Source organism: Thermoflexus sp. (assembly GCF_034432235.1).
In the GTDB taxonomy this organism is placed as follows: Bacteria; Chloroflexota; Anaerolineae; order Thermoflexales; family Thermoflexaceae; genus Thermoflexus.
In genome coordinates, this window is sequence record NZ_DAOUCJ010000061.1 from 1 (window position 1) to 19,938 (window position 19,938).

The window sequence follows — 19,938 nt, forward strand, 5'->3', positions numbered from 1 at the left end:
GGAGAGGAGGGGCCTATGAACCGGTATACCTGGCTGACGATCAGCGTGATTGTGGTTCTGCTGGCGGCATGCACTGCTCCTCCCACGCCCGCACCGACGCCGAAAGTCGGAGCCCCTTATAAGATCGGCTTCATCGCCTCCATCACCGGGCCCGGAGCCAGCCTGGGCGTCCCCGAGCGAAACGTCGCCCAGCTGGTTCAGGAGCGGCTGAAAGCCCAGGGAGGGATCGTTGGGCCGGATGGGGTGCGCCACGAGGTGCAGATCCTCATCTTCGACGACGAAAGCAAAACCGATACCGCCGCCAGCGTCGCCCGGCGTCTGATCGAACAGGAAGGCGTGGTGCTCCTGGTGGCCGGCACCCTGAGCGGCCCCAGCCTGGCCATGGTCCCCATTGCCACGGAGGCGAAGGTGCCCATGATCTCCATGGCCTCCGCCCGCTCCATCATCGAGAACCCCGAGACGAAGAAGATGCGCGAATGGATTTTCAAGCCGGTGCCCGAAAACCTCCACTCCGCCCAGATGCAGGCGGACTACCTGAAGGCGGTGGGCGTGACGAAGGTTTGCCATCTCTACGAGAACACCGCCTACGGCAAGGACACCTTCGCCAGCGCACAGGCGATCTTCCCCCAGGCAGGCATCGAGATCGTGTATGGCGATGCCTTCGAGCGCACCGCTACGGAGTTCCCCCAGGTGGAGAAGGTGAAGGCGAGCGGGTGCCAGGCGGTGGTCATCGGCTCCATCCCGCCGGCCTCGGCCCTGGTGAACGTGGCCGTGCGGGACGCCCTGCCCGATATCCGCATTGTGCATGGCCACGGCTCCTGCAGCCCGGACCTGATCAAGAACGCGGGGGCAGCAGCGGAAGGCACGGTCATGCCCTGCGGCAAGATCCTGGTGGCGGATCAGCTGCCCGACGCGGACCCGGTGAAGAAGCTGAATCTGGACTTCATCAAGGCCTATCAGGACTTCACCAAAGGGGAACCCATCAGCACCTTCGCCGGCCATGCCTATGATGCCCTGCAATGGGCCATCGCCGCCCTGAAGACCCTACCGGATGGCCTGCCCCTCGCGGAACAGCGAGCAAAGGCCCGCGAGGCCCTGGAAGGCCTGCGAAACTTCCCAGGCACCCACGGGATTTTCAATCTGAGCCCGCAGGATCACCTGGGCTTCAATTACACGGATTTTGTGATGGTCGCAGTGAAGAACGGGAAGTTCCAGATCCTTCCGAAGGAGCAATGGAAGTAGGGCGTATCCGGCTCGGAATTCAGGGGAAGGGCTGGCCCGAATTCTGGGGAGCATGAAGCACGGGTTCGGAGACTTGCGGGCTGCCAAAGGGCCAGCCCCCCCATCTCCAGAATCCGCTGGCGAGCAGGATCAAAATCGCATAGATGGTCCATGATTCGAGAAGGGCGTGGGGGAAAAAGGGTTCGAGCCCTGGAAGGCGCCCGACACGCGCAGATCACCGTGGCGGTGGGGGGGATGATCGCCTTTCTGATCCTGTTGGGCCAGCGCCATGGCTTCGGCGCGCTGGAGTATCTCCAGTTCGTCCTGGATGGGTTGCGTGGGGGAAGCATTTACGCGCTGGTCGCCCTGGGCTTCGTGCTGATCTATCGGGTCACAGGGGTCATTAACTTCGCCCAGGGCGCCTTCGTGATGCTCGGCCCAATGCTCACGGCGTTTTTCTATGAACAGAAGTGGCCTCCTGCTCCCGGCCTCCGCCTGGCCCTGGCCGCGCTCCTATCCGTGGGGATCGTGGGGGCGCTGGGGATGACGATCGAGCGGCTCACCCTCTATCCGTCCCGTCGTGCTTCCCCCCTGACCCGGATCATCATCACGGTCGGCGTATATCTGGTGCTCCAGGGCGGCGCCCTCCTGCTCTGGGGGCCCTACGCGAAGGTCCTGCCTTCTTTCACCACCCTGAGCCTGTCCGATCCCACCTTTCGCTTCGGCGGGGTACGGGTGAAGGCTCAGAGCCTGTGGATCGCTGGCACCCTCATCGTTACCCTCCTGGCCCTCGGGTTGTTCTTCGGACGCACGGTCGTCGGCAAAGCGATGCGGGCGTGCGCTGTGAATCGCCTGGCGGCCCGGTTGATGGGCATCCCGGTGGATACCATGAGCACCCTGGCGTTCGGCATGGCAGCGGCCATGGGCGCCATCGCCGGGATCGTCCTGGGTCCAGTGACCCGGGCCACCTACGATATGGGTTTGGAGCTGGGGTTGAAGGGCTTTGTGGCCGCCATCATGGGCGGGCTGGTGAGCTTCCCCGGAGCGGTCCTGGGGGGCCTGCTCCTGGGGGCGCTGGAGAATCTGTGGGCAGGAGTTACGGTGGCCGGCTTTAAAGATCTCTTCGCCTTCCTGGTCCTGATCCTGGTCCTCCTGCTTCACCCCCAGGGCTTCGCCGGGACGGAGGCAGAGGTGGAACGGGCCTGAATCCAGCGAGAGGGATGCACGGAATGGGTCGCGCCGGATTCCCTTCGAACGCCATCGGGTTCGCCATCGGACTTCCGCTGATCCTCGCCATCGGGGGGCTGGAGGCCTTCCGACCGATGGGGCTCTCGCTGCCGGCCCTGACCGGGGGGCTGCTCACCCTGGACACCATGATCCGGGTCGGTCTGTTCACGATCGTGCTGGTGGGCCTGAATCTCCTGATGGGGTATGCGGGACAGGTCTCCCTGGGGCAGGCGGCCTTCTACGGGATAGGGGCCTTTCTCTCCGCCATCCTGACGGTGCGCGCCCGCGCGCTGGGCATACCCCCTGCGCTGGCGGAGGCCTGGTGGTGGCCATGGCTGGTGATGCTGGGGAGCGCCTTGCTGGTTGGCCTGGCGGCTTATGGGATCGGACGTCCGATCCTGCGGTTGCGGGGCCACTACTTGGCGATGGCCACCCTGGGCCTGGGGATCGTGGTGTATATCCTGCTCCGGGAGAACCTGGGGCTGCCTCATCTGAATCTCACCGGCGGCTTCGATGGCATCCAGGGGATCCCCCGCCTGCGGCTGGGGGAGGTCCTGCTCTGGCCGGCATGGCGCTATTACTTCCTGGTCTGGCTCTTCGCCTTCGGCGCCATCGCCCTGGGCCTGCGGGTGGTTCATTCTCGCGTGGGGCGAGCGCTGAGGGCGATCCACGGCAGCGAGATGGCCGCGGAGAGCGTGGGGATACCCGTTCCTCACTACAAAGCCCAGATTTTTGGCCTCAGCGCGGCGATGGCCGCCCTGGCCGGGAGCCTCTACGCCCACTTTCAGACCACCGTGATCCCGGCCACCTTCGGATTCGGCCCATCGCTGGAGCTGGTGGTGATGTCCGCGGTGGGCGGTATGGCCAGCATCTGGGGAGCGCCCTTCGGGGCGCTGGCCATCCTGCTGGTTCAGGAGGCGCTGCGCACCCAGCTCCACCGGGTGATCCCGAATGCCCAGGGGGAATTTGAGGCCATCGCCTTCGGCGCCATCCTGGTGCTGATGATGCTGTTCCTGCCCGAGGGACTGACCACGGGAGGGCTCCGCTGGTTCCGGAGCCGCATGGGATTACGCCCTCAGTAGGGATGCAGAGCGAAGCAACGGGTCTTGAGGCGATCGAAGGATCACGCGGGGTGAGAGCGCCGATGTGGCACGTCAGCCCGGATGGAACAGGGGAGCGATCCGAAGTGCCGTTGCTGGAGATCTTCCGGGTCTCCAAGGCCTTCGGGGGATTAATGGCCCTGATGGAGGTCTCGCTTGGTGTGCGGCCGGGCCAGATCAAGGGGTTGATCGGCCCCAATGGGGCGGGGAAGACCACGCTGTTCAACCTGATCACCGGGATGCTACAGCCGACCTCAGGGGACATCCGCTTCCAGGGGCGCTCCATCGTCGGGCTTCCACCCTATCGGATCGCCGCCCTGGGGATCGCCCGCACGTTCCAGAATGTGCAGCTGTTCCCCGGTATGACGGTTTTCGAACACGTGCTGGTGGGCGGGCACCGCCACGGCCAGAGCGGCCTCTTGGGAGCGATCCTTCAGACCTCCCGGGCCCGACAGGAGGAGCAGGCAGCGCAGGCCCGAGCATGGAGGATCCTGGAGCGGGTGGGCCTGGCGGCATGGGCGGACCGTCCGGCGGAGAGCCTGCCGTTAGGCCTGCAGCGGATCCTGGAGATCGCCCGGGCCCTGGCGGCCTCCCCCCGACTCCTGCTCCTGGATGAGCCCGGGGCGGGGTTGAATCCGGCGGAGAAGGTTCAACTGGCCCAGCTGATCCGTTCCCTTCCCGAGGAAGGAATCACGGTGCTCCTGGTGGAGCACGATATGAACCTGGTGATGGGGCTGGCGGACGAGATCGCGGTCCTGGATTACGGTCGGTTAATCGCCGAGGGTTCGCCGGAAGCGATCCGTCAGGACCCCCGGGTGATCGCCGCCTATCTGGGCGAGGAAGACGAGGTGTGGGATGCGGCTCGAGGTTGAGGATCTGGAAGTGACCTATGGCCCGGTCCGGGCGCTCCAGGGGGTTTCCCTGCGGGTGGACCCCGGGGAGGTGGTGGCCGTGATCGGGGCGAACGGCGCGGGGAAGACCACATTGTTACGAGCCATCAGCGGATTGCTGCGGCCTCGATCCGGGCGGATCCGGTTTGACGGGCATGAAATCACCGGATGGCCCCCAGAACGGATTGTGGCCCTGGGGCTGGTTCAGATCCCGGAGCGACGCCAGCTCTTCCATTCGATGAGCGTGGAGGACAACCTCCGCCTGGGGGCTTATCTGCGCCTCCGTCGGGGGGAGCGGAAGGCGGTGGAGGAAGATCTGCAACGGGTCTTCGAGATTTTCCCTCGCTTGAAGGAGCGACGGCGACAGGTGGCCGGAACGCTTAGCGGGGGTGAGCAGCAGATGCTGGCCATCGGGCGGGGGTTGATGGCCCGACCCCGGGTGCTGCTCCTGGATGAGCCCTCCCTGGGCCTCGCCCCCCTCCTGGTCCGGGAGCTCTTCCGGATCCTCCGCGCCCTCCGGGAACAGGGCCTGACCCTCCTGCTGGTGGAACAGAACGCCCGTCAGGCGCTGCGGATCGCCGATCGCGCCTATATCATGGAGACGGGGCGGATCGTGCGAGAGGGGGCGGCCGTTGATCTCCTCGCCGATCCCATCCTCCAGGCCGCTTACCTGGGAGGCTCCTCAGGTTCCATCCCGCTTCCATCCTCTTCGACGGAGGTGGCCGTCCATGCCCGTTTCCCCCGAGCAGCTGCGTCAGGTGATGCGGCGATGGGCGAGCACGGTCACGGTGGTGACCATGCGAGCGGATGAGCAGATCCACGGCCTCACCGCCACCGCGTTCACCAGCGTCTCGATGAACCCGCCGCTGGTCCTGGTCTGCATCCAGAACGACAGCCGGAGCGAGGCGCTGCTCCGCAAGGGGCGTTGCTTCGCCGTCAATTTCCTGAGCGAAGATCAAGCGGAGCTCTCCGAACGATTCGCCGGTCGGATCCCGGCCGCCGATCGGTTTGCAGGGCTCGTCCACCGGGCGGCGGTGACCGGCGCGCCGATCCTGGAGGACGCCCTGGCTTACCTGGATTGCACGGTGGCGGGAGCTTATTGGGGAGGCGATCACACCATCTATCTGGGCCTGGTGGAAGACGCCGGGATCCTCCGTGAAGGCTCCCCCCTGCTCTACTTCCAGGGCGCCTATCGACGCCTGGCCCTGAACGGAGGAGGCGCGCCATGAAGGCCACGGATCGCCTGCGCGGCTCCCTGGTGCCCCTGGTCACCCCTTTCCGGAACGGCGCGGTGGACTGGGAGGGGTTCGCCGGGTTGATCGAATGGCAGATCGCCTCGGGATCCCACGGGCTGGTGATCACCGGGACCACCGGGGAGCCCAGCGCCCTCACCTTTGAGGAGCGGGTGGGCCTCTATCGCCTGGCCGTGGAAGTCACCCGGGGCCGTGTTCCGGTGATCGCAGGGACCGGCACGAACAATTTCGAGGAGACAGTGCGGCTCTCCCAGGCCGCCCAGGCGGCGGGCGTCGACGCCCTGCTGGTGGTGGTCCCTTACTACGTGCGGCCCTCCCAGGAAGGGCTCTTCCGCTACTTCAAGGGGATCGCCGAGCGGGTGGATCTCCCGGTGATCCTCTACAACATCCCGGGGCGCACGGCCGTCCATCTGGAGATCGACACCGTGGCCCGGCTGCGAGAGGCGTGTCCCAACATCATCGGGATCAAAGAGGCGAACAAAGACTTCGAGCACATCAACCGGCTGCTGCACCGCATGGGGCGGGACTTCCGGGTTTATTCGGGGATCGAGCTGCTGTGCTTCCCGGTGCTGGCCATCGGCGGGGCTGGCTATGTGAGCGCCACCGGGAACGTGCTGCCGGATCGGGTGGCGCGGCTCTACGATCTGGTCACGGCGGACCGCTGGCGCGAGGCCCAGGATCTGCACTACGAGCTGCTGCCGCTGAACGACGCCCTTTTCATCGAGACCAACCCGGTGCCGGCCAAGACGGCCCTGGGGATGATGGGGAGGATCTCCCCGGAGGTCCGCCTCCCCCTGGCGCCGATGCGGCCGGAGAACGTGGAGCGGCTGCGCCAGGTGCTGCGCGTATACGGGCTGATCTCATAACTCAGGCGGCAAAGAGGTGGTGAGGGGGCGATGCGGATCGCACGGTTTGCGGCGGAAGGGCGAATCTGGGAGGGGGAGGTCACCCCGGAAGGGAAGCTGGTGGCCGACGGGCGGGCCTTCGATCCAGAGGGCGTGATCTGGCTCCCACCGGTGCCGCCCGGGAGCAAGGCCATCGGCCTCGCCCTCAACTATCGGGAGCACGCCGAGGAATTGTCGATCGCCCCGCCGGAGGAGCCCGCCCTTTTCCTCAAGCCCCCCAACACGTGGATCGGCCATCGGGCTCCCGTGCGCTATCCGAAAGGGGTGAAGACGCTGCACGGGGAGGTCGAGCTGGTGGTGATCATCGGCCGGCGCTGCCGACGGATCCGCCCGGAGGACGCCTGGGCGGTGATCGGCGGTTACACCATCGGCAACGACGTCACCGCCCGGGATTTCGTGGGGAATTTCTACCGCCCGCCCGTGCGGGCCAAGGGCCAGGATACCTTCGGCCCCATGGGGCCGTGGTGGGTGACCCCCGATGAGATCCCCGATCCGCACAACCTGGCCCTGCGCCTCTACGTGAACGGGCGCCTGGCCCAGGAAGGCCACACCTCCCGGATGATCCACCGCATCCCCGAGCTCATCGCCTACATCAGCTCGTTCATGACCCTGGAGCCCGGGGACACCCTCTGGACCGGCACCCCCCGCGGCATCGTGCCGGTGCAGCCCGGCGATGTGATGCGCCTGGAGATCGAGGGGATCGGCATCCTGGAGAATCCGGTAATCGAGGATAGTTAGCGGAAATATCTCCTAAAGTAATCGCTAATTTCCTCGAGAACTGTTCTTAAATCTGGCGAATCCGAGGGCAAGACATGATCTTCTGATTTATCATGCTTATGATGAGGAAAGTTGGGCAGACTCGGAAAGTGAGGGGCATTGTCATATCGAAAAACCAGAGCACCTTCGCTGCTCTGAAAATGATAAGAATACATCAATCGCCTTAATTCTGGCTCAAAAACAATAAACTCTCTGAAGAACAAAGTCGATCCGTCGATAAAATAAATATCTCTTCGCACAAAAGCGAGTTGAGCGCTTCGTTTATCAAATTCGATAGAGAAAGAATAAGAAAACGGGAAATTAGCAATATATCTCGAGATTTCTTGAAAGTATTCGTCGGGCGTCAATGCACATCAGCTCCCAGGAGAGCATCTCGTTGCGCCATCAGGAGGCGATAAAAAGCCAGCTCGCCTGCCCATTCGATGAAATCCGGATGGTCGTTCAGCTCGCCGGCCTGGAAGCGCCGCTCGAACTCCTCTGAGGACATCCCATAATGCGCCTCGAAGCGGCGGAGGCGTTCCAGAGTGCGGCGGATACCCCATTCCAGAAGCCGCGCCTCATCCCGAAGGGCGGCTTCGATCAGAGGCTTCAGGGGGATCGTTGTCGGGCTGGTGATACGAACCTGCTGGGACATGATCCGTGTCTCTCATAAATCGCTTCACGCAGAAGCGTAGTCCAGATCCAGAAAGGAGTCAAATCTTTCGCCGGCCAGCCCCATGAGATTCAATGGGGGGAGGATCCATGGAACAGCGCGATGGACTTTACGTCGTCCGCCACTTTATCGAGAACGCCTTTGTGGATGCCCTCGAGGGGGGGACCTTTGAGACGCTGAACCCGGCCACCAATCGCCCCATCGGGATCGTGGCCGATGGGACGGCGGCGGATGTGGATCGGGCGGTGCGGGCGGCCCGGCGGGCCTTCGATGAGGGGCCGTGGCCGCGCCTGCCTGCCGCCGAGCGGGCCCGCTATCTCCGCCGCATCGGCGACCTCATCCTGAAGCACGCGGAGGAGATCGCCTACCTGGAAGTGCTGGATGTGGGCATGCCCATCACCCAGGCCGGCAAGGGCGCGATCCCCCGCGCGGCGGAGAACTTCTACTTCTTCGCCGAGATGGCCACCCGGATCACCGGGGAGACCTACCCCAAAGATGGCGAGTTCCTCAACTACACGATCCGCAAGCCGGTGGGCGTGGCGGGATTGATCACCCCATGGAACACGCCGTTCATGCTGGAGACCTGGAAGGTGGCCCCATGTCTGGCGGCCGGCAACACCTGCGTCCTGAAGCCGGCGGAATGGTCCCCCCTTTCCGCCCATAAGCTCGCGGAGATCATCCAGGAGGCGGATCTCCCCCCCGGGGTTTTCAATGTCGTCCACGGCTTCGGGGAGCGGGCGGGCGCTCCCCTGGTCGCCCATCCGGGGGTGCAGCTGATCTCTTTCACCGGCGAGACGACCACGGGGATGGAGATCATGCGCAACGGCGCCTCCACCCTCAAACGCTACTCCATGGAGCTGGGGGGCAAGAACGCCGCCATCGTCTTCCCGGACGCGGACCTGGAGCAGGCCCTGGATGGGGTGATCTGGCAGGCCTTCTCTCTCAACGGTGAGCGCTGCACCTCCAACTCCCGCCTGCTCCTTCACCGGGCGATCTACGATGAATTTCTGGAACGCCTGCTGGATCGGGTCTCCGCGATCCGGGTGGGCGATCCCTTCGATCCACAAACGGAGGTCGGCCCGCTGATCCACCCGGAGCACTGGCAGCGGGTGCGGGGCTATATGGAGGTCGCCCGGTCGGAAGGGGCGGCCATCGCCATCGGCGGCGACCGGCCGCCCGATCTCCCCGAGGGCAACTACTTTGCCCCCACGGTCATCGTGGGCGCGCGGCCGGAGATGCGGGTGGCCCAGGAGGAGATCTTCGGCCCCGTCCTGGTGGTCCTCCCCTTCGAGACCGAGGAGGAGGCCATCCGCATCGCTAACGGGGTGAAATACGGCCTGGCCGCCTACATCTGGACCCGCGATCTGGTCCGGGCCCACCGGGTGGCCCAGGCCATGGAAACCGGCATGGTGTGGATCAACGCGCCCAACATCCGGGATCTCCGCACGCCCTTCGGCGGCGCGAAATACAGCGGGATCGGCCGGGAGGGCGGCTTTTATAGCTTCGAGTTCTACACCGAGGTGATGACCATCCACGTGGCCCTGACCCCGCCCCGCATCCCACGGCTGGGGGTGGGGCGGTGAGCCGCGTCGGACAGTTCCCTTCGCAGGAGCTCCAGCAGGGGGAGGGCTGAAGAATGGGCGCACGAACCGGCGCGCAGTTCCTGCAACGGATCCGGGAGCATCCCCGGGATCTCTGGCATCGGGGGGAGCGGATCGAGGATCCAACTTCCCACCCGGCCTTCGCCCGGGGACTGCATTCGATGGCCCGGCTTTATGACCTTCAGTGGGAGCGAGCCGAGGAATGCCTCTATGAATCGCCGACGACGGGCGAAAAGGTAGGCCTCTCGTTCCTCATCCCTCGTTCCCCTGAGGATGTGCGGCGGGTGAGCCGGATGATGAAGGTCTGGGCCGACGCCCACTTCGGCTTCATGGGCCGCACCCCCGATTACCTGAACCGGGCGATGGCTTACTACGCCTCCGGGGCGGATTTCCTGGGGGAGAAGGAGCCGGCCTTCGCGGAAAACATGCGGCGTTACTATGAATACCTGCGGGAGAACGACCTCTGCCTTACCCACACCCTGATCCACCCCCAGGCGAACCGGGCGGTGGGCCCATCGAAGCAGGCGGATCCCTACCTGGCGGCCCGGGTGGTGAAGGAGACCGACGGGGGCATCATCCTGCGCGGGGCGCGGATGCTGGCGACTCTCCCCGCGGTGGATGAGATCATGGTCTTCCCCTCGACGCTGCTGCGCAACACCGAGGAGGATGCCCCCTATTGCTACGCCGTCGGCATCCCATGCGATACCCCCGGCCTGCGCTTCCTGTGCCGGGAGACCCTGGATTACGGCCGCTCGCCCTTCGATCATCCCTTGGGCTCCCGCTTCGATGAGGTGGACGCGGTGGTGATCTTCCACGACGTCTTCGTCCCATGGGAACGGGTCTTCATCTACCGGGATGTGGAGCGGGCCAATCAGGCCTATGCGGCCACCGGGGCCATTGTGGGGATGGCCCATCAGGTGGTGGTGAAGAACATCGCCAAGACGGAGTTCTTCCTGGGCCTGGCCTCCCTCATCGTCGACGCCATCGGCATCGAGAGCTTCCAGCACGTGCAGGAGAAGGTCGCCGAGATCTGGATCTATCTGGAGACGATGAAGGCGCTGCTGCGGGCGGCGGAGGCGGATGCCCACAAGGACGCCTTCGGGGCCTTCCGGCCGGCCTGGCCGCCCCTGGACGCGGCCCGCAATCTCTATATGCGCTGGTATCCGCGCATCGTGGAGATCATCCAGCAGCTCTCGGCCAGCGGCATCATCGCCACAGTCACCGAGGAGGATATGAAGAACCCGGAGCTCGTCGAGGACATCCGCCGCTACTTCCAGGCCGCCCGGGCGGAGGCTTACGACCGCATCCCCCTGTTCCGCCTGGCCTGGGACGCCGCCCTCTCGGCCTTCGCCGGGCGGCAGGTCCAGTATGAGCGGTTCTACTTCGGCGACCCGGTGCGCATCGCCGGCGTGATCTTCCAGAAGCACGACCGCACGCCGTATATGGAGAAGGTGCGGGAGTTCCTGAAGCAAATGAAGGAAGAGGCCTTCGCTCAGGCGGAGGAAGCCGGGTTGTGATCTCGCCCAGCGGTTTCTCCTCCTGAGGGCTTTCAGAAACCAGGAGGGATCCATGGGGGTGTTCTCCATCACCCGTGCAGCCCATGCCGAGCTTTGCGTCACGGATCTGGAGCGAGCCCGGGACTTCTATGTGGAGGCCCTGGGGTTTGTGGAAGTCGCCCGGGAGAAGGATCGCCTCTACCTGGGCGGCCTGGAGGAGCGCGATCGCTACAGCCTGATCCTCAAGAAGGCGGACAGCCCGGGGGTCACCCATCTGGCGTTCCGTGTTGCGGACCCAGCGGACCTCGATCGCCTGGCCGATTTATATGGGCGGGCCGGGTGTCCCATCCGCTGGCTGGCCCCTGAGGAGGAGGAGGCCGGCCAGGGGCGGGCCCTTCGCGTGCAGGATCCCACCGGCCTCCCCATCGAGTTCTTCCATGAGATCGCCCGGCGGGAGCGGCTGCTGCAACGCTTCGACCTCTATCGGGGCGCCCACATCATGCGCCTGGACCACTTCAACTGCCAGGTCCCCAACGTCCAGGAGGCCTACGACTGGTGGACGGGGGAGCTGGGCTTCTACTGCTCGGAATACACGGTGACCGAGGAGGATCCGCCCCGGCTGTGGGCGGCGTGGCTCCACCGCAAGCAGAACGTCCACGACATCGCCCTGATGAACGGGATCGGCCCCCGCCTCCATCATATCGGCTTCTGGGTGGCCGACACCCAGAGCGTGTTGCGCGCATGTGACATCCTGGCCGCCCGGGGGATGGGCGGGGCGATCGAGCGCGGCCCCGGCCGCCACGGCCTGAGCAACGCCTTCTTTCTCTACCTCCGGGATCCGGACGGCAATCGCATCGAGCTCTACACAAACGACTACATCATCCCGGATCCCGACTGGGAGCCCATCCGCTGGTCGATCAACGATCCGCGCCGGGCCACCTTCTGGGGCCACATCCCGCCCCGATCGTGGTTCGAAGAGGCCTCTCGGGTGGCTCACATTCTCACCGGGGAGTGGATGCCAGTGCGGGAGCCTATGCTCGTAGATCGCCCGGTGTTCGTGACCTGAGGCCTCCTTCCGACGGGCAGCCATGGTGCGTCGACAGGAGACATTCGGGGAGGGTTTGACCATCGCCTGGGAAGAAGGCGGCGCGCACGAGGGGCCGCCCATGCTGCTGCTCCACAACGCCTGCAGCACCTTCCGGGCCACATGGGGACGAGCGCTGGAGCCCCTGAAGGCGCGGTTTTATCTCATCGGGCCGGACCTGCGGGGGCATGGGGGGAGCACCAACCCCAGCGGGCGTCTCGACCTGCGGGAGATGGCCGATGACATGGCCCTGCTGCTCGATCACCTGAGGATCCCCGCGGTCCATCTGATGGCCTTCAGCGGGGGGGCCTCCGCCGCCCTCTATCTGGTGACCCGCCACCCGGCGCGGGTGCGCTCCATGGTGCTCATCGGCAGCCACTACACGGTGCGGAACCTGCGCACCCGCGGGGACGGTTTCTGGGATCCGGAGCGGATCCGCCGGGAAGAGCCCGCCTGGTGGGCGGCGATGGTGCGCTGGCACGGCTCCGAGGAGCGGGTCCGGATGCTCCTGCGCGGCTGGCAGGAGGAGGATCGCCACCGGCCGGACTTCCGGCCTGAGGACCTCCAGGCCATCCGCGTCCCCACCCTGCTGCTCATCGGTGAGAACGACCCTATCACGCCGATCGAGCAAACGGTGGAAATGGCCCGCTGGATCCCTCACGCTCATCTGGTGATCTTCCCGGCGGCTGGCCACGACCTCATCCGGGAACGCTTCGAGGCCTTCCTGGAGGCCGTGCAGGCCTTCTGGGACGAACTGGGGATCCCCCGGGGCAGTCAGGGGGCTCTCCCCGATGGCCCCTGAGAGGGGCACGGGAAAGGAGACGCACGGGCGTCGCTCTGGAATCGTGACCCTCCCTCGCGGAGGGACATGGATTCCCATGAGCGACTGCCCTGGATTGAGCAAATCCGTATCGGGAAAGGAGGGGCCCATGGCGGTGCAGGCGAAGCCGATGTACTGGGATGAGGAGATGGAAACCATGCCGCGGGACCGGCTGGAACGGCTCCAGCTGGAGCGCCTCCAGCGCATCGTGGACTACGTCTACCACCGGGTCCCGCACTACCGGCGGAAGATGGACGAGGCCGGGGTGAAACCGTCGGACATCCGGCACCTGCAGGACATTGTGAAGCTCCCCTTCACCTCCAAGGCCGACCTGCGGGAAACGTATCCCTTCGGCATGTTCGCCGTCCCGCTCCACCAGGTGATCCGCATCCATGCCTCCTCGGGGACCACCGGGAAGCCCACGGTGGTGGGCTACACCCGCAACGACCTGGAGGTATGGGCGGAGGTGTGCGCCCGGTGCCTGGTGCTCTCCGGCGCGCGACCGGGGGAGGTGTTCCAGAACGCCTATGGCTACGGCCTGTTCACCGGCGGCCTGGGGATGCACTACGGGGCGGAGAAGCTGGGGATGGTCGTGGTGCCGGTCTCCGGCGGCAACACCAGCCGCCAGCTGATGATCCTCAAGGACTTCGGGACCCACGTGATGGCGTGCACGCCATCCTACGCCCTGGTCATCGCCGACGCGCTCCTGGCGAACGGTTACCGGCCGGGCGACCTCAACCTGCGGGTCTTCATCCTGGGCGCTGAACCATGGACCGAGGGGATGCGCCGGGAGATCGAGGAGAAACTGGGGGTCCACGCGGTCAATATCTATGGCCTGAGCGAGGTCATCGGCCCCGGCGTCTCCAACGAGTGCATCGAGGCCAAGAACGGCTCCCATATCTTTGAGGACCACTTCCTGGTGGAGGTCATTGACCCGGCCACCGGCGAGCCGGTCCCGCCCGGGACGGTGGGGGAGCTGGTCTTCACCACGCTCACCAAGGAGGCCATGCCGGTGATCCGCTATCGGACCGGGGATCTGGCCTCCATCGATCCGACCCCTTGCGTCTGCGGGCGGACCTTCGTGCGCATGTCCCGGGTGCTCGGGCGCACGGATGACATGCTGATCATCCGCGGGGTGAATGTGTTCCCTTCCCAGGTCGAGGCGGCGCTGGTGGGCCTGCCTCATCTGGCGCCCCATTACCAGCTGGTGGTCACCCGGGAGGGCCGCCTGGACCAGCTGGAGGTGAAGGTGGAGGTCACCGAGGCGTTCTTCCGCGAGGTCGGGGGGGAACTGCTGGCCGGGGAGGTGTTCGAGAGCGTGGAGGCCGTGCAGCGCCTGCGGGAGAAGGTGAACCACACCCTGGATGAGGCCCTGGGCCTTCACGTGAACGTGACCCTGGTCCCGCCGAACACCCTGCCCCGGAGCGAAGGCGGGAAGCTCCGGCGGGTGGTGGACATGCGGCCGAAGGACGCATAAGGGAACTGGATGGGCCATGGGCGATCCCTTCATGAACGCCCTGGGGCTGGAGGCGGAGATCCTGGAGCCCGGGCGGGCTCGGGTATGGGGATGGGTGCGCCCGGAGCACCTCAACCGGCACGGCACCGCCCACGGCGGCTTCCTCTACACGCTGGCGGACGCCGCCTTCGCCCTGGCCTCGAACTCCCACGGGGTCCGCGCCGTGGCTCTCTCCACTCATATGGAATACCTGCGCCCGGTCCAGGCGGGGGAGCGAGTGGAAGCGGTGGCCGAGGAGATCTACCGCGGCCGCCGGGCTGCCCTCTATCGGGTGGAGGTGCGACGGGACGGGGAGCTGGTGGCCGTGTTCACCGGATGGGTTCACCGGTTCGCGGAGTAGGGCAACTGCTTTGCAGTTGCCCTACTCTACATGAAGGCGATAGTGGGTCGGCGCAAGTTCGCGAATACAAGGGGCCACAATTCGCAGTTGCCCTACGATGTCCCCTCTTCCCACGAGGCCAGGTAGCGCTCCTGCTCCGGGGTGAGCTGGTCGATCCGGATCCCCATGGTCTCCAGCTTCAGCCGGGCCACCGCCTGATCGATCTCCCGGGGCACCGGATAGACCTGGCGCTCCAGGGAGCGGCCGTGGCGGACCAGGTATTCCACCGAGAGGGCCTGGTTGGCGAAGGACATGTCCATCACGGCGCTGGGGTGGCCTTCGGCGGCGGCCAGGTTCACCAGCCGCCCCTCGGCCAGAAGGTAGATCCGGCGCCCGTCCTTCAGGGTGTATTCCTCCACGAACTCCCGCACCCGCCGCGGCTCCCCGACGCTCATCTCCCGCAGGGCCGGGATGTGGATCTCCACGTTGAAATGCCCGGCGTTGGCCAGGATGGCCCCATCCTTCATCACCTCAAAGTGTGGACGGTCCAGGATGTGGATATTGCCGGTGGCCGTGATGAAGAGATCCCCTTCCCGCGCCGCCTCCATCATCGGGAGCACCCGGAAGCCGTCCATCGCCGCCTCCAGAGCTCGCAGGGGATCCACCTCGGTGACGATGACATGAGCGCCCATCCCCCGGGCCCGCATGGCGATCCCCCGGCCGCACCAGCCGTAGCCGGCCACCACCACCACGCGCCCGGCCAGCAGGATGTTGGTCGCCCGCAGGATGCCATCGATCGTCGACTGGCCGGTGCCATAACGGTTATCGAAGAGGTGCTTGGTCATGGCGTCGTTGACGGCGATGATGGGGTAAGCGAGCACGCCCTCCCGGGCCATGGCCCGCAGGCGGATCACCCCGGTGGTGGTTTCCTCGGTGCCCCCCAGGATCTCCGCCATCCATCCCGGGCGCTCCTTGTGCAGCATGCTCACCAGGTCCGCCCCGTCGTCCATGGTGATGTGCGGGCGATGGGCGAGGCACGACTGGATGTGGCGATAGTAAGTCTCTGTATCCTCCCCCTTGATGGCGAAAACCGGGACCTCGAAGAAGCGCACCAGGGCAGCGGCCACATCGTCCTGGGTGCTGAGGGGATTGCTGGCGCACAGGGCCACCTCCGCCCCGCCGGCCTGTAGTGCCCGGACCAGATTGGCGGTCTCCGTGGTGACATGCAGGCACGCGGAGATGCGGATCCCCTCGAGGGGGCGCTCGCGCGCAAATCGCTCCCGGATCCGCCGTAGCACGGGCATCTCCCGATCCGCCCACTCGATCCGCCGCATCCCCTGCTCCGCCAGAGAAAGGTCCTTGACGTCGAAAGGCTTGCCGTTCATCCATTCCTCCGCGGGAAAGATTTCAGGAAGACCCATCCCCCTATTGTATCGCTATCAATTTGGCGGGGAAGGAACCCTGATTCCCCGATATGGCTTTTCCCCACGGATGCCTATCCAGCTCCTTCCCTCAAACTTTGGGGGCCAGGCCGTGATATGATGTAAAGATAGGATGCCGGAGATTCCGAAGAGGAGGATCCGCGGTGACGGCGGAGCTTATCGTGATCGGCGGAGGGCTGGCGGGGTCGGAGGCGGCATGGCAGGCCGCCCAGCGGGGCATCCGCGTCCGGCTGTATGAGATGCGGCCCTATCGGCTCACGCCCGCCCACACCACCGGATGGCTGGCGGAGATCATCTGCTCGAACTCCCTGGGCTCGGACGAGCTGGAGAACGCCTCAGGGCTGCTCAAGGCGGAGCTGCGGCGCCTGGGCTCGCTGCTGATGGCCTGCGCCGACCGCACCGCCGTGCCCGCCGGCAAGGCCCTGGCGGTCGACCGGGAGCTCTTCGCCCGCTGCGTGACGGAGCACATCGAAAGCCACCCCCGGATCACGGTCATCCGGGAGGAGGTGACTGAGATCCCCGATCGCCCATGCATCATCGCCACCGGGCCGCTGACCTCGGACGCGCTGGCCGCCGCGATCCAGCGCCTGACCGGCCAGGAGTATCTTTACTTTTACGACGCCATCTCGCCCATCGTGGCCGCCGACTCCATCGATATGACCATCTGCTTCAAGGGCTCCCGATATGGCCGGGGGCAGGAGCCCGATGGGGATTACATCAACTGCCCGATGACGAAAGAAGAATACGAAGCCTTTGTGGACGCCCTGATCCATGCGGAGACGATCGAATTACGGGATTTCGAGCGGGAGGACCCGCGGTTTTTCGAGGCCTGCCTGCCCATCGAGGTGCTGGCGAAGCGGGGGCGCGACGCCCTGGCCTACGGCCCGCTCCGGCCCACCGGCCTGATCGACCCCCGCACCGGCCGCCCGCCCTATGCGGTGGTCCAGCTGCGGCGAGACAACCGGGCGGGGACGATGTATAGCATGGTGGGGTTCCAGACCAACCTCAAGTGGCCGGAGCAGCGGCGGGTGTTCCGCATGATCCCGGGCCTGCAGAACGCGGAGTTCCTCCGCTACGGCCAGATGCACCGGAACACCTACATCAACGCGCCGGCCCTGCTGGAGCCGACCATGCAGTTCCGGGGGCGACCGGACCTCTTCTTCGCCGGCCAGATCACCGGCGCGGAGGGCTATGTGGGGAACATCGCCACCGGGCTGGTGGCCGGGGTGAACGCCGCCCGCCTGCTGAAGGGCCAGCCACCGCTGATCTTCCCGATCACCACGATGATCGGGGCCCTGTGCGACTATCTGGCCCGTGCGGACCCCCGGGACTTCCAGCCCATGAAGGCCAACTTCGGGCTGCTGCCGCCCCTGGAGCGACCGCCCCGGGATAAGCGGGCGCGGGCCCTCGCCTACGCGCGCCGGGCCCTGGAAGATCTGGAGCGCTTCTGGGCGGAGAGCGGAGAGGACCGCCATATAGAGCGTTGATCCCCTTCGCCGGGGAAGCTCCGGAGGCCCACCCTGGAGGGAAGAAAAACGCCCGGAGAGACGGGCCGGAACCGAGGGTGCCCTCCCCGGCCCCCGCTCACCGATGGCTCCCCCGCCGGGTCCATGCCAGCCCCAACGCCAACACGGCCGGCGTCAGGAAGAAAGCCAGCACCGGCAACGTCTCCCGCGGGTTTGTTCGCAACTCGCCCAACAACCCTATGGGCCCTTCGTCCGGCACAATAACCCGGAACCCTGCGAAAGCGACCAGCCAGGCGAACGCGATGCCGATGAACCCGTACGGCGCGAAGGCCACTCTCTGCCTCCGCAGAAGCCCCCACGCCAGCAGCATTGGGAACACAACCACCGGCCAGAAGGGCAGCAGAACCACGAAGCCTATACCCGCAAGGGGGCTGGGGGACTGACGGACCTCCCAAGAAATAGAGATCGTGAGCCCGGCCAGGAAAACCGAATCCATGAGCGCCGCTATCAGGATCCATCCCCCAGCACCGGGCGGACCCGATGGCCGGTCCAGAGGGCCCATGCGATCGCGAAGAAAACGGCGACCAGGGGCAGGCCGATGGGGAAGTTGATCCAGGGCGCCTCATCGCCCTGGGCACGGCGGCCCAGGGCGAAGCCGATGGTGAGAAGCAACAGAACCAGGCCCAGCAGGAACAGCAGGCCTCCCCCTACCCTTCGTCCGAATCATGCTGGCCCTCCTTCCCTCACAACGCAGCGCCGCCGATCGTCGTGAAATCGGGGCGGAAGCCCTCACCCTCAACCGCAGCCTTCAAAGGCCGCCTTTATCGGCGCCGCCGGGGTCTGGAGAGCGAAAATGCAAGGAGGTGGTTTTCCCCGATCCGTTCGGCCCCAGCAGCCCCACGACCTCCCCTCGCTTCACCTCCAGCGAGAGATCTTCCACCACCCGCATGCGACCGAACCCCTTGCAGAACCCCTCCGCCCGCAGCACCGTTTCCCTCATCGCGCCCTCCCTTCCCTCAGACAGCTCCCCCCAAATCGGCATCCCCGGAGATCGTCAGGGGTTCCGCCCAGCGTTTCAGCCGCTTCCCGCTCCCGATCCAGATCCCGATCCGCGCCGCCAGCCCCAGGGCCGCCTCATTAGGCGGGATCCAGAGCCGCCGGCAGACGGAGGGGATGCGCCAGGACCGATCGGATCGGGATCACGAGGAAGGGCGCGAAGAACAACCCAGCGAAATCGCTCAGCTTCCCGGTCCAGAAGGAGGGGAAGTGGGCGATGAGGAGGTGATCATTCAGCAACCGCACAAGGACGCTCAGCAGGACGGCCGGATGTCCAAAGGCGCGCTCGCTGATCCGGAGGCTCTCTCTCATCGCGCGTCCTCCCACCCCCCACGCGGGCGAACCCGCCGGCTCCCCCCTACCCCCCCAGGACCCGACGCACCTCCCTTCGCAGGCGCTCCTGGTCCTCCGGGGAGAGCGAAGGGGAGTCGGGGGTAAACGAAGGCAGCTCGATCACCGTAATGTTCCACGCCCCGGCCAGCTCCCGCAGGTTCTCCAGCGTTTCATCCCAGCGCTGGTTGACCGTCAGGATCTTCGCGGTGTAGGTCCCCAGGTTCTCCCGCCCGCAGGCCGCGTTCAACTGGTCCAGGCCCTCTTTCTTCTTCGCTTTCTCGCCCGTCTTCGCCTGGATCACGCCCACCTGGTTCCCCAGCCGCACCACCAGGTCCAGCTCCAGCGCGCCGCCGAGGATCACGCCCTGCTTCACCTCATCCACGCACCCCTGCAACGCATCCCGGATCGCGGCCTCGAACCGGGCTCCCAGATCCTCCTTCGGCCGCATTTGCTCCGGATCGCGCCCCACATGGGCCCGGATGTAGTCATTGATCGTCAGCAACGCGGGCAGCACCTCATCCCGGGCCTTTCGGTAGCCGTGATCCCCGAACTCATACCGGTAGAGGATGGACCGTCTTCCCTCGCTCTGGAGATACACAAAGGGCGCGCGCCGGCTCTCCGCGATCCGATAGGCGGCCAGGACCATTGTTTTTGTGCCGCCGGTGAGGTTGAACACCAGCTCGGAATCGGCCCATCCTTCCTCCCGGATCCGCTGTTCCAGATCCCCCGCGATCCGCTCGATGTCGTAGGGATCGGTGGGGAGCATGGTCACAGGGATGC

At 65.9% G+C, this 19,938-nt stretch carries 23 protein-coding genes; 15 read left to right on the plus strand and 8 right to left on the minus strand.

What is annotated here, in order from left to right; genetic code table 11:
* The 8 genes from VAE54_RS07120 to VAE54_RS07155 all read left to right on the plus strand — a co-directional run.
* Window positions 1–1,242, plus strand: a 1,242-nt coding sequence (locus VAE54_RS07120; protein WP_322801254.1) for an ABC transporter substrate-binding protein, incomplete at its 5' end; no start/stop codon positions are given.
* Window positions 1,243–1,392: 150 nt separating this feature from the next.
* Window positions 1,393–2,427, plus strand: a complete 1,035-nt coding sequence (locus VAE54_RS07125; RefSeq protein WP_322801255.1) for a branched-chain amino acid ABC transporter permease — start codon at window positions 1,393–1,395, stop codon at window positions 2,425–2,427.
* Between the two features lie 23 nt (window positions 2,428–2,450).
* A complete protein-coding gene (locus VAE54_RS07130; RefSeq protein ID WP_322801256.1) occupies window positions 2,451–3,530 on the plus strand; it encodes a branched-chain amino acid ABC transporter permease in 1,080 nt (359 codons plus the stop codon).
* A gap of 62 nt (window positions 3,531–3,592) precedes the next feature.
* On the plus strand, window positions 3,593–4,420 hold the full coding sequence (locus VAE54_RS07135; protein ID WP_322801257.1) for an ABC transporter ATP-binding protein: 828 nt from the start codon (window positions 3,593–3,595) through the stop codon (window positions 4,418–4,420).
* Window positions 4,404–5,249 carry an ABC transporter ATP-binding protein gene (locus VAE54_RS07140; RefSeq protein WP_322801258.1) on the plus strand — a complete coding sequence of 282 codons (846 nt, stop codon included), beginning with the start codon at window positions 4,404–4,406 and terminating at the stop codon, window positions 5,247–5,249. Before VAE54_RS07135 ends, VAE54_RS07140 begins: the two co-directional genes overlap by 17 nt.
* Window positions 5,167–5,667 (plus strand): flavin reductase family protein, encoded by a 501-nt coding sequence (locus VAE54_RS07145; RefSeq protein WP_322801259.1) that lies wholly within the window; start codon window positions 5,167–5,169, stop codon window positions 5,665–5,667. Before VAE54_RS07140 ends, VAE54_RS07145 begins: the two co-directional genes overlap by 83 nt.
* Window positions 5,664–6,557: a 4-hydroxy-tetrahydrodipicolinate synthase gene (dapA, locus tag VAE54_RS07150; protein WP_322801260.1), complete on the plus strand. Its 894-nt coding sequence runs from the start codon at window positions 5,664–5,666 to the stop codon at window positions 6,555–6,557. Before VAE54_RS07145 ends, dapA begins: the two co-directional genes overlap by 4 nt.
* Window positions 6,558–6,587: 30 nt before the next feature.
* Window positions 6,588–7,334 (plus strand): fumarylacetoacetate hydrolase family protein, encoded by a 747-nt coding sequence (locus VAE54_RS07155; protein WP_322801261.1) that lies wholly within the window; start codon window positions 6,588–6,590, stop codon window positions 7,332–7,334.
* Here VAE54_RS07155 and VAE54_RS14585 read toward each other — a convergent pair.
* Window positions 7,331–7,612: a toxin-antitoxin system TumE family protein gene (locus tag VAE54_RS14585; protein ID WP_416223784.1), complete on the minus strand. Its 282-nt coding sequence runs from the start codon at window positions 7,610–7,612 to the stop codon at window positions 7,331–7,333. The genes VAE54_RS07155 and VAE54_RS14585 overlap by 4 nt on opposite strands.
* Before the next feature lie 104 nt (window positions 7,613–7,716).
* Window positions 7,717–8,007 carry a hypothetical protein gene (locus tag VAE54_RS07160; RefSeq protein WP_322801262.1) on the minus strand — a complete coding sequence of 97 codons (291 nt, stop codon included), beginning with the start codon at window positions 8,005–8,007 and terminating at the stop codon, window positions 7,717–7,719.
* Between the two features lie 107 nt (window positions 8,008–8,114).
* Between VAE54_RS07160 and hpaE the strand changes: the two genes are divergently transcribed.
* From hpaE to paaI, 6 genes are all read left to right on the plus strand, one after another.
* Window positions 8,115–9,608, plus strand: a complete 1,494-nt coding sequence (gene hpaE / locus VAE54_RS07165; protein ID WP_322801263.1) for a 5-carboxymethyl-2-hydroxymuconate semialdehyde dehydrogenase — start codon at window positions 8,115–8,117, stop codon at window positions 9,606–9,608.
* A 53-nt stretch (window positions 9,609–9,661) separates the two neighbouring features.
* Window positions 9,662–11,143 (plus strand): 4-hydroxyphenylacetate 3-monooxygenase, oxygenase component, encoded by a 1,482-nt coding sequence (hpaB, locus tag VAE54_RS07170; protein ID WP_322801264.1) that lies wholly within the window; start codon window positions 9,662–9,664, stop codon window positions 11,141–11,143.
* 52 nt (window positions 11,144–11,195) lie between these two features.
* Window positions 11,196–12,188: a 3,4-dihydroxyphenylacetate 2,3-dioxygenase gene (gene hpaD / locus VAE54_RS07175; protein WP_322801265.1), complete on the plus strand. Its 993-nt coding sequence runs from the start codon at window positions 11,196–11,198 to the stop codon at window positions 12,186–12,188.
* A 22-nt stretch (window positions 12,189–12,210) separates the two neighbouring features.
* The gene (locus tag VAE54_RS07180; RefSeq protein WP_322801266.1) at window positions 12,211–13,008 is read left to right on the plus strand and encodes an alpha/beta hydrolase; all 798 of its coding nucleotides are present in this window, start codon (window positions 12,211–12,213) and stop codon (window positions 13,006–13,008) included.
* 127 nt (window positions 13,009–13,135) lie between these two features.
* Complete coding sequence (locus VAE54_RS07185) at window positions 13,136–14,503, plus strand: phenylacetate--CoA ligase (protein WP_322801267.1); 1,368 nt, start codon at window positions 13,136–13,138, stop codon at window positions 14,501–14,503.
* Between the two features lie 16 nt (window positions 14,504–14,519).
* On the plus strand, window positions 14,520–14,882 hold the full coding sequence (gene paaI / locus VAE54_RS07190; RefSeq protein ID WP_322801268.1) for a hydroxyphenylacetyl-CoA thioesterase PaaI: 363 nt from the start codon (window positions 14,520–14,522) through the stop codon (window positions 14,880–14,882).
* A 92-nt stretch (window positions 14,883–14,974) separates the two neighbouring features.
* On the opposite strand, the gene ahcY is transcribed toward paaI, so the two are convergent.
* Window positions 14,975–16,246 carry an adenosylhomocysteinase gene (ahcY, locus tag VAE54_RS07195; protein ID WP_322801269.1) on the minus strand — a complete coding sequence of 424 codons (1,272 nt, stop codon included), beginning with the start codon at window positions 16,244–16,246 and terminating at the stop codon, window positions 14,975–14,977.
* Window positions 16,247–16,446: 200 nt separating this feature from the next.
* On the opposite strand from ahcY, the gene trmFO reads away from it, so the two are divergent.
* Window positions 16,447–17,790, plus strand: coding sequence for a methylenetetrahydrofolate--tRNA-(uracil(54)-C(5))-methyltransferase (FADH(2)-oxidizing) TrmFO (gene trmFO, locus VAE54_RS07200; protein WP_322801270.1), 1,344 nt, complete (start codon window positions 16,447–16,449; stop codon window positions 17,788–17,790).
* A 97-nt stretch (window positions 17,791–17,887) separates the two neighbouring features.
* Here trmFO and VAE54_RS07205 read toward each other — a convergent pair whose 3' ends face one another.
* The 5 genes from VAE54_RS07205 to VAE54_RS07225 form a co-directional block, all read right to left on the minus strand.
* Window positions 17,888–18,103: a hypothetical protein gene (locus VAE54_RS07205; RefSeq protein WP_322801271.1), complete on the minus strand. Its 216-nt coding sequence runs from the start codon at window positions 18,101–18,103 to the stop codon at window positions 17,888–17,890.
* A gap of 173 nt (window positions 18,104–18,276) precedes the next feature.
* Window positions 18,277–18,441, minus strand: a complete 165-nt coding sequence (locus VAE54_RS07210; RefSeq protein WP_322801272.1) for a hypothetical protein — start codon at window positions 18,439–18,441, stop codon at window positions 18,277–18,279.
* A 136-nt stretch (window positions 18,442–18,577) separates the two neighbouring features.
* Window positions 18,578–18,769 (minus strand): ATP-binding cassette domain-containing protein, encoded by a 192-nt coding sequence (locus tag VAE54_RS07215; protein WP_322801273.1) that lies wholly within the window; start codon window positions 18,767–18,769, stop codon window positions 18,578–18,580.
* A 137-nt stretch (window positions 18,770–18,906) separates the two neighbouring features.
* Complete coding sequence (locus VAE54_RS07220) at window positions 18,907–19,137, minus strand: hypothetical protein (RefSeq protein ID WP_322801274.1); 231 nt, start codon at window positions 19,135–19,137, stop codon at window positions 18,907–18,909.
* Between the two features lie 46 nt (window positions 19,138–19,183).
* Window positions 19,184–19,930: a hypothetical protein gene (locus VAE54_RS07225; protein WP_322801275.1), complete on the minus strand. Its 747-nt coding sequence runs from the start codon at window positions 19,928–19,930 to the stop codon at window positions 19,184–19,186.
* Between the last annotated feature and the right edge of the window lie 8 nt (window positions 19,931–19,938).

Coding starts and splice junctions, on each gene's coding strand:
- VAE54_RS07125 (WP_322801255.1), top strand. CDS start 1,393: ATGATTCGAGAAGGGCGTGGGGGAAAAAGGGTTCGAGCCCTGGAAGGC.
- VAE54_RS07130 (WP_322801256.1), top strand. CDS start 2,451: ATGGGTCGCGCCGGATTCCCTTCGAACGCCATCGGGTTCGCCATCGGA.
- VAE54_RS07135 (WP_322801257.1), top strand. CDS start 3,593: ATGTGGCACGTCAGCCCGGATGGAACAGGGGAGCGATCCGAAGTGCCG.
- VAE54_RS07140 (WP_322801258.1), top strand. CDS start 4,404: ATGCGGCTCGAGGTTGAGGATCTGGAAGTGACCTATGGCCCGGTCCGG.
- VAE54_RS07145 (WP_322801259.1), top strand. CDS start 5,167: ATGCCCGTTTCCCCCGAGCAGCTGCGTCAGGTGATGCGGCGATGGGCG.
- dapA (WP_322801260.1), top strand. CDS start 5,664: ATGAAGGCCACGGATCGCCTGCGCGGCTCCCTGGTGCCCCTGGTCACC.
- VAE54_RS07155 (WP_322801261.1), top strand. CDS start 6,588: ATGCGGATCGCACGGTTTGCGGCGGAAGGGCGAATCTGGGAGGGGGAG.
- VAE54_RS07160 (WP_322801262.1), bottom strand. CDS start 8,007: ATGTCCCAGCAGGTTCGTATCACCAGCCCGACAACGATCCCCCTGAAG.
- hpaE (WP_322801263.1), top strand. CDS start 8,115: ATGGAACAGCGCGATGGACTTTACGTCGTCCGCCACTTTATCGAGAAC.
- hpaB (WP_322801264.1), top strand. CDS start 9,662: ATGGGCGCACGAACCGGCGCGCAGTTCCTGCAACGGATCCGGGAGCAT.
- hpaD (WP_322801265.1), top strand. CDS start 11,196: ATGGGGGTGTTCTCCATCACCCGTGCAGCCCATGCCGAGCTTTGCGTC.
- VAE54_RS07180 (WP_322801266.1), top strand. CDS start 12,211: ATGGTGCGTCGACAGGAGACATTCGGGGAGGGTTTGACCATCGCCTGG.
- VAE54_RS07185 (WP_322801267.1), top strand. CDS start 13,136: ATGGCGGTGCAGGCGAAGCCGATGTACTGGGATGAGGAGATGGAAACC.
- paaI (WP_322801268.1), top strand. CDS start 14,520: ATGGGCGATCCCTTCATGAACGCCCTGGGGCTGGAGGCGGAGATCCTG.
- ahcY (WP_322801269.1), bottom strand. CDS start 16,246: ATGAACGGCAAGCCTTTCGACGTCAAGGACCTTTCTCTGGCGGAGCAG.
- VAE54_RS07215 (WP_322801273.1), bottom strand. CDS start 18,769: ATGAGGGAAACGGTGCTGCGGGCGGAGGGGTTCTGCAAGGGGTTCGGT.
- VAE54_RS07220 (WP_322801274.1), bottom strand. CDS start 19,137: ATGAGAGAGAGCCTCCGGATCAGCGAGCGCGCCTTTGGACATCCGGCC.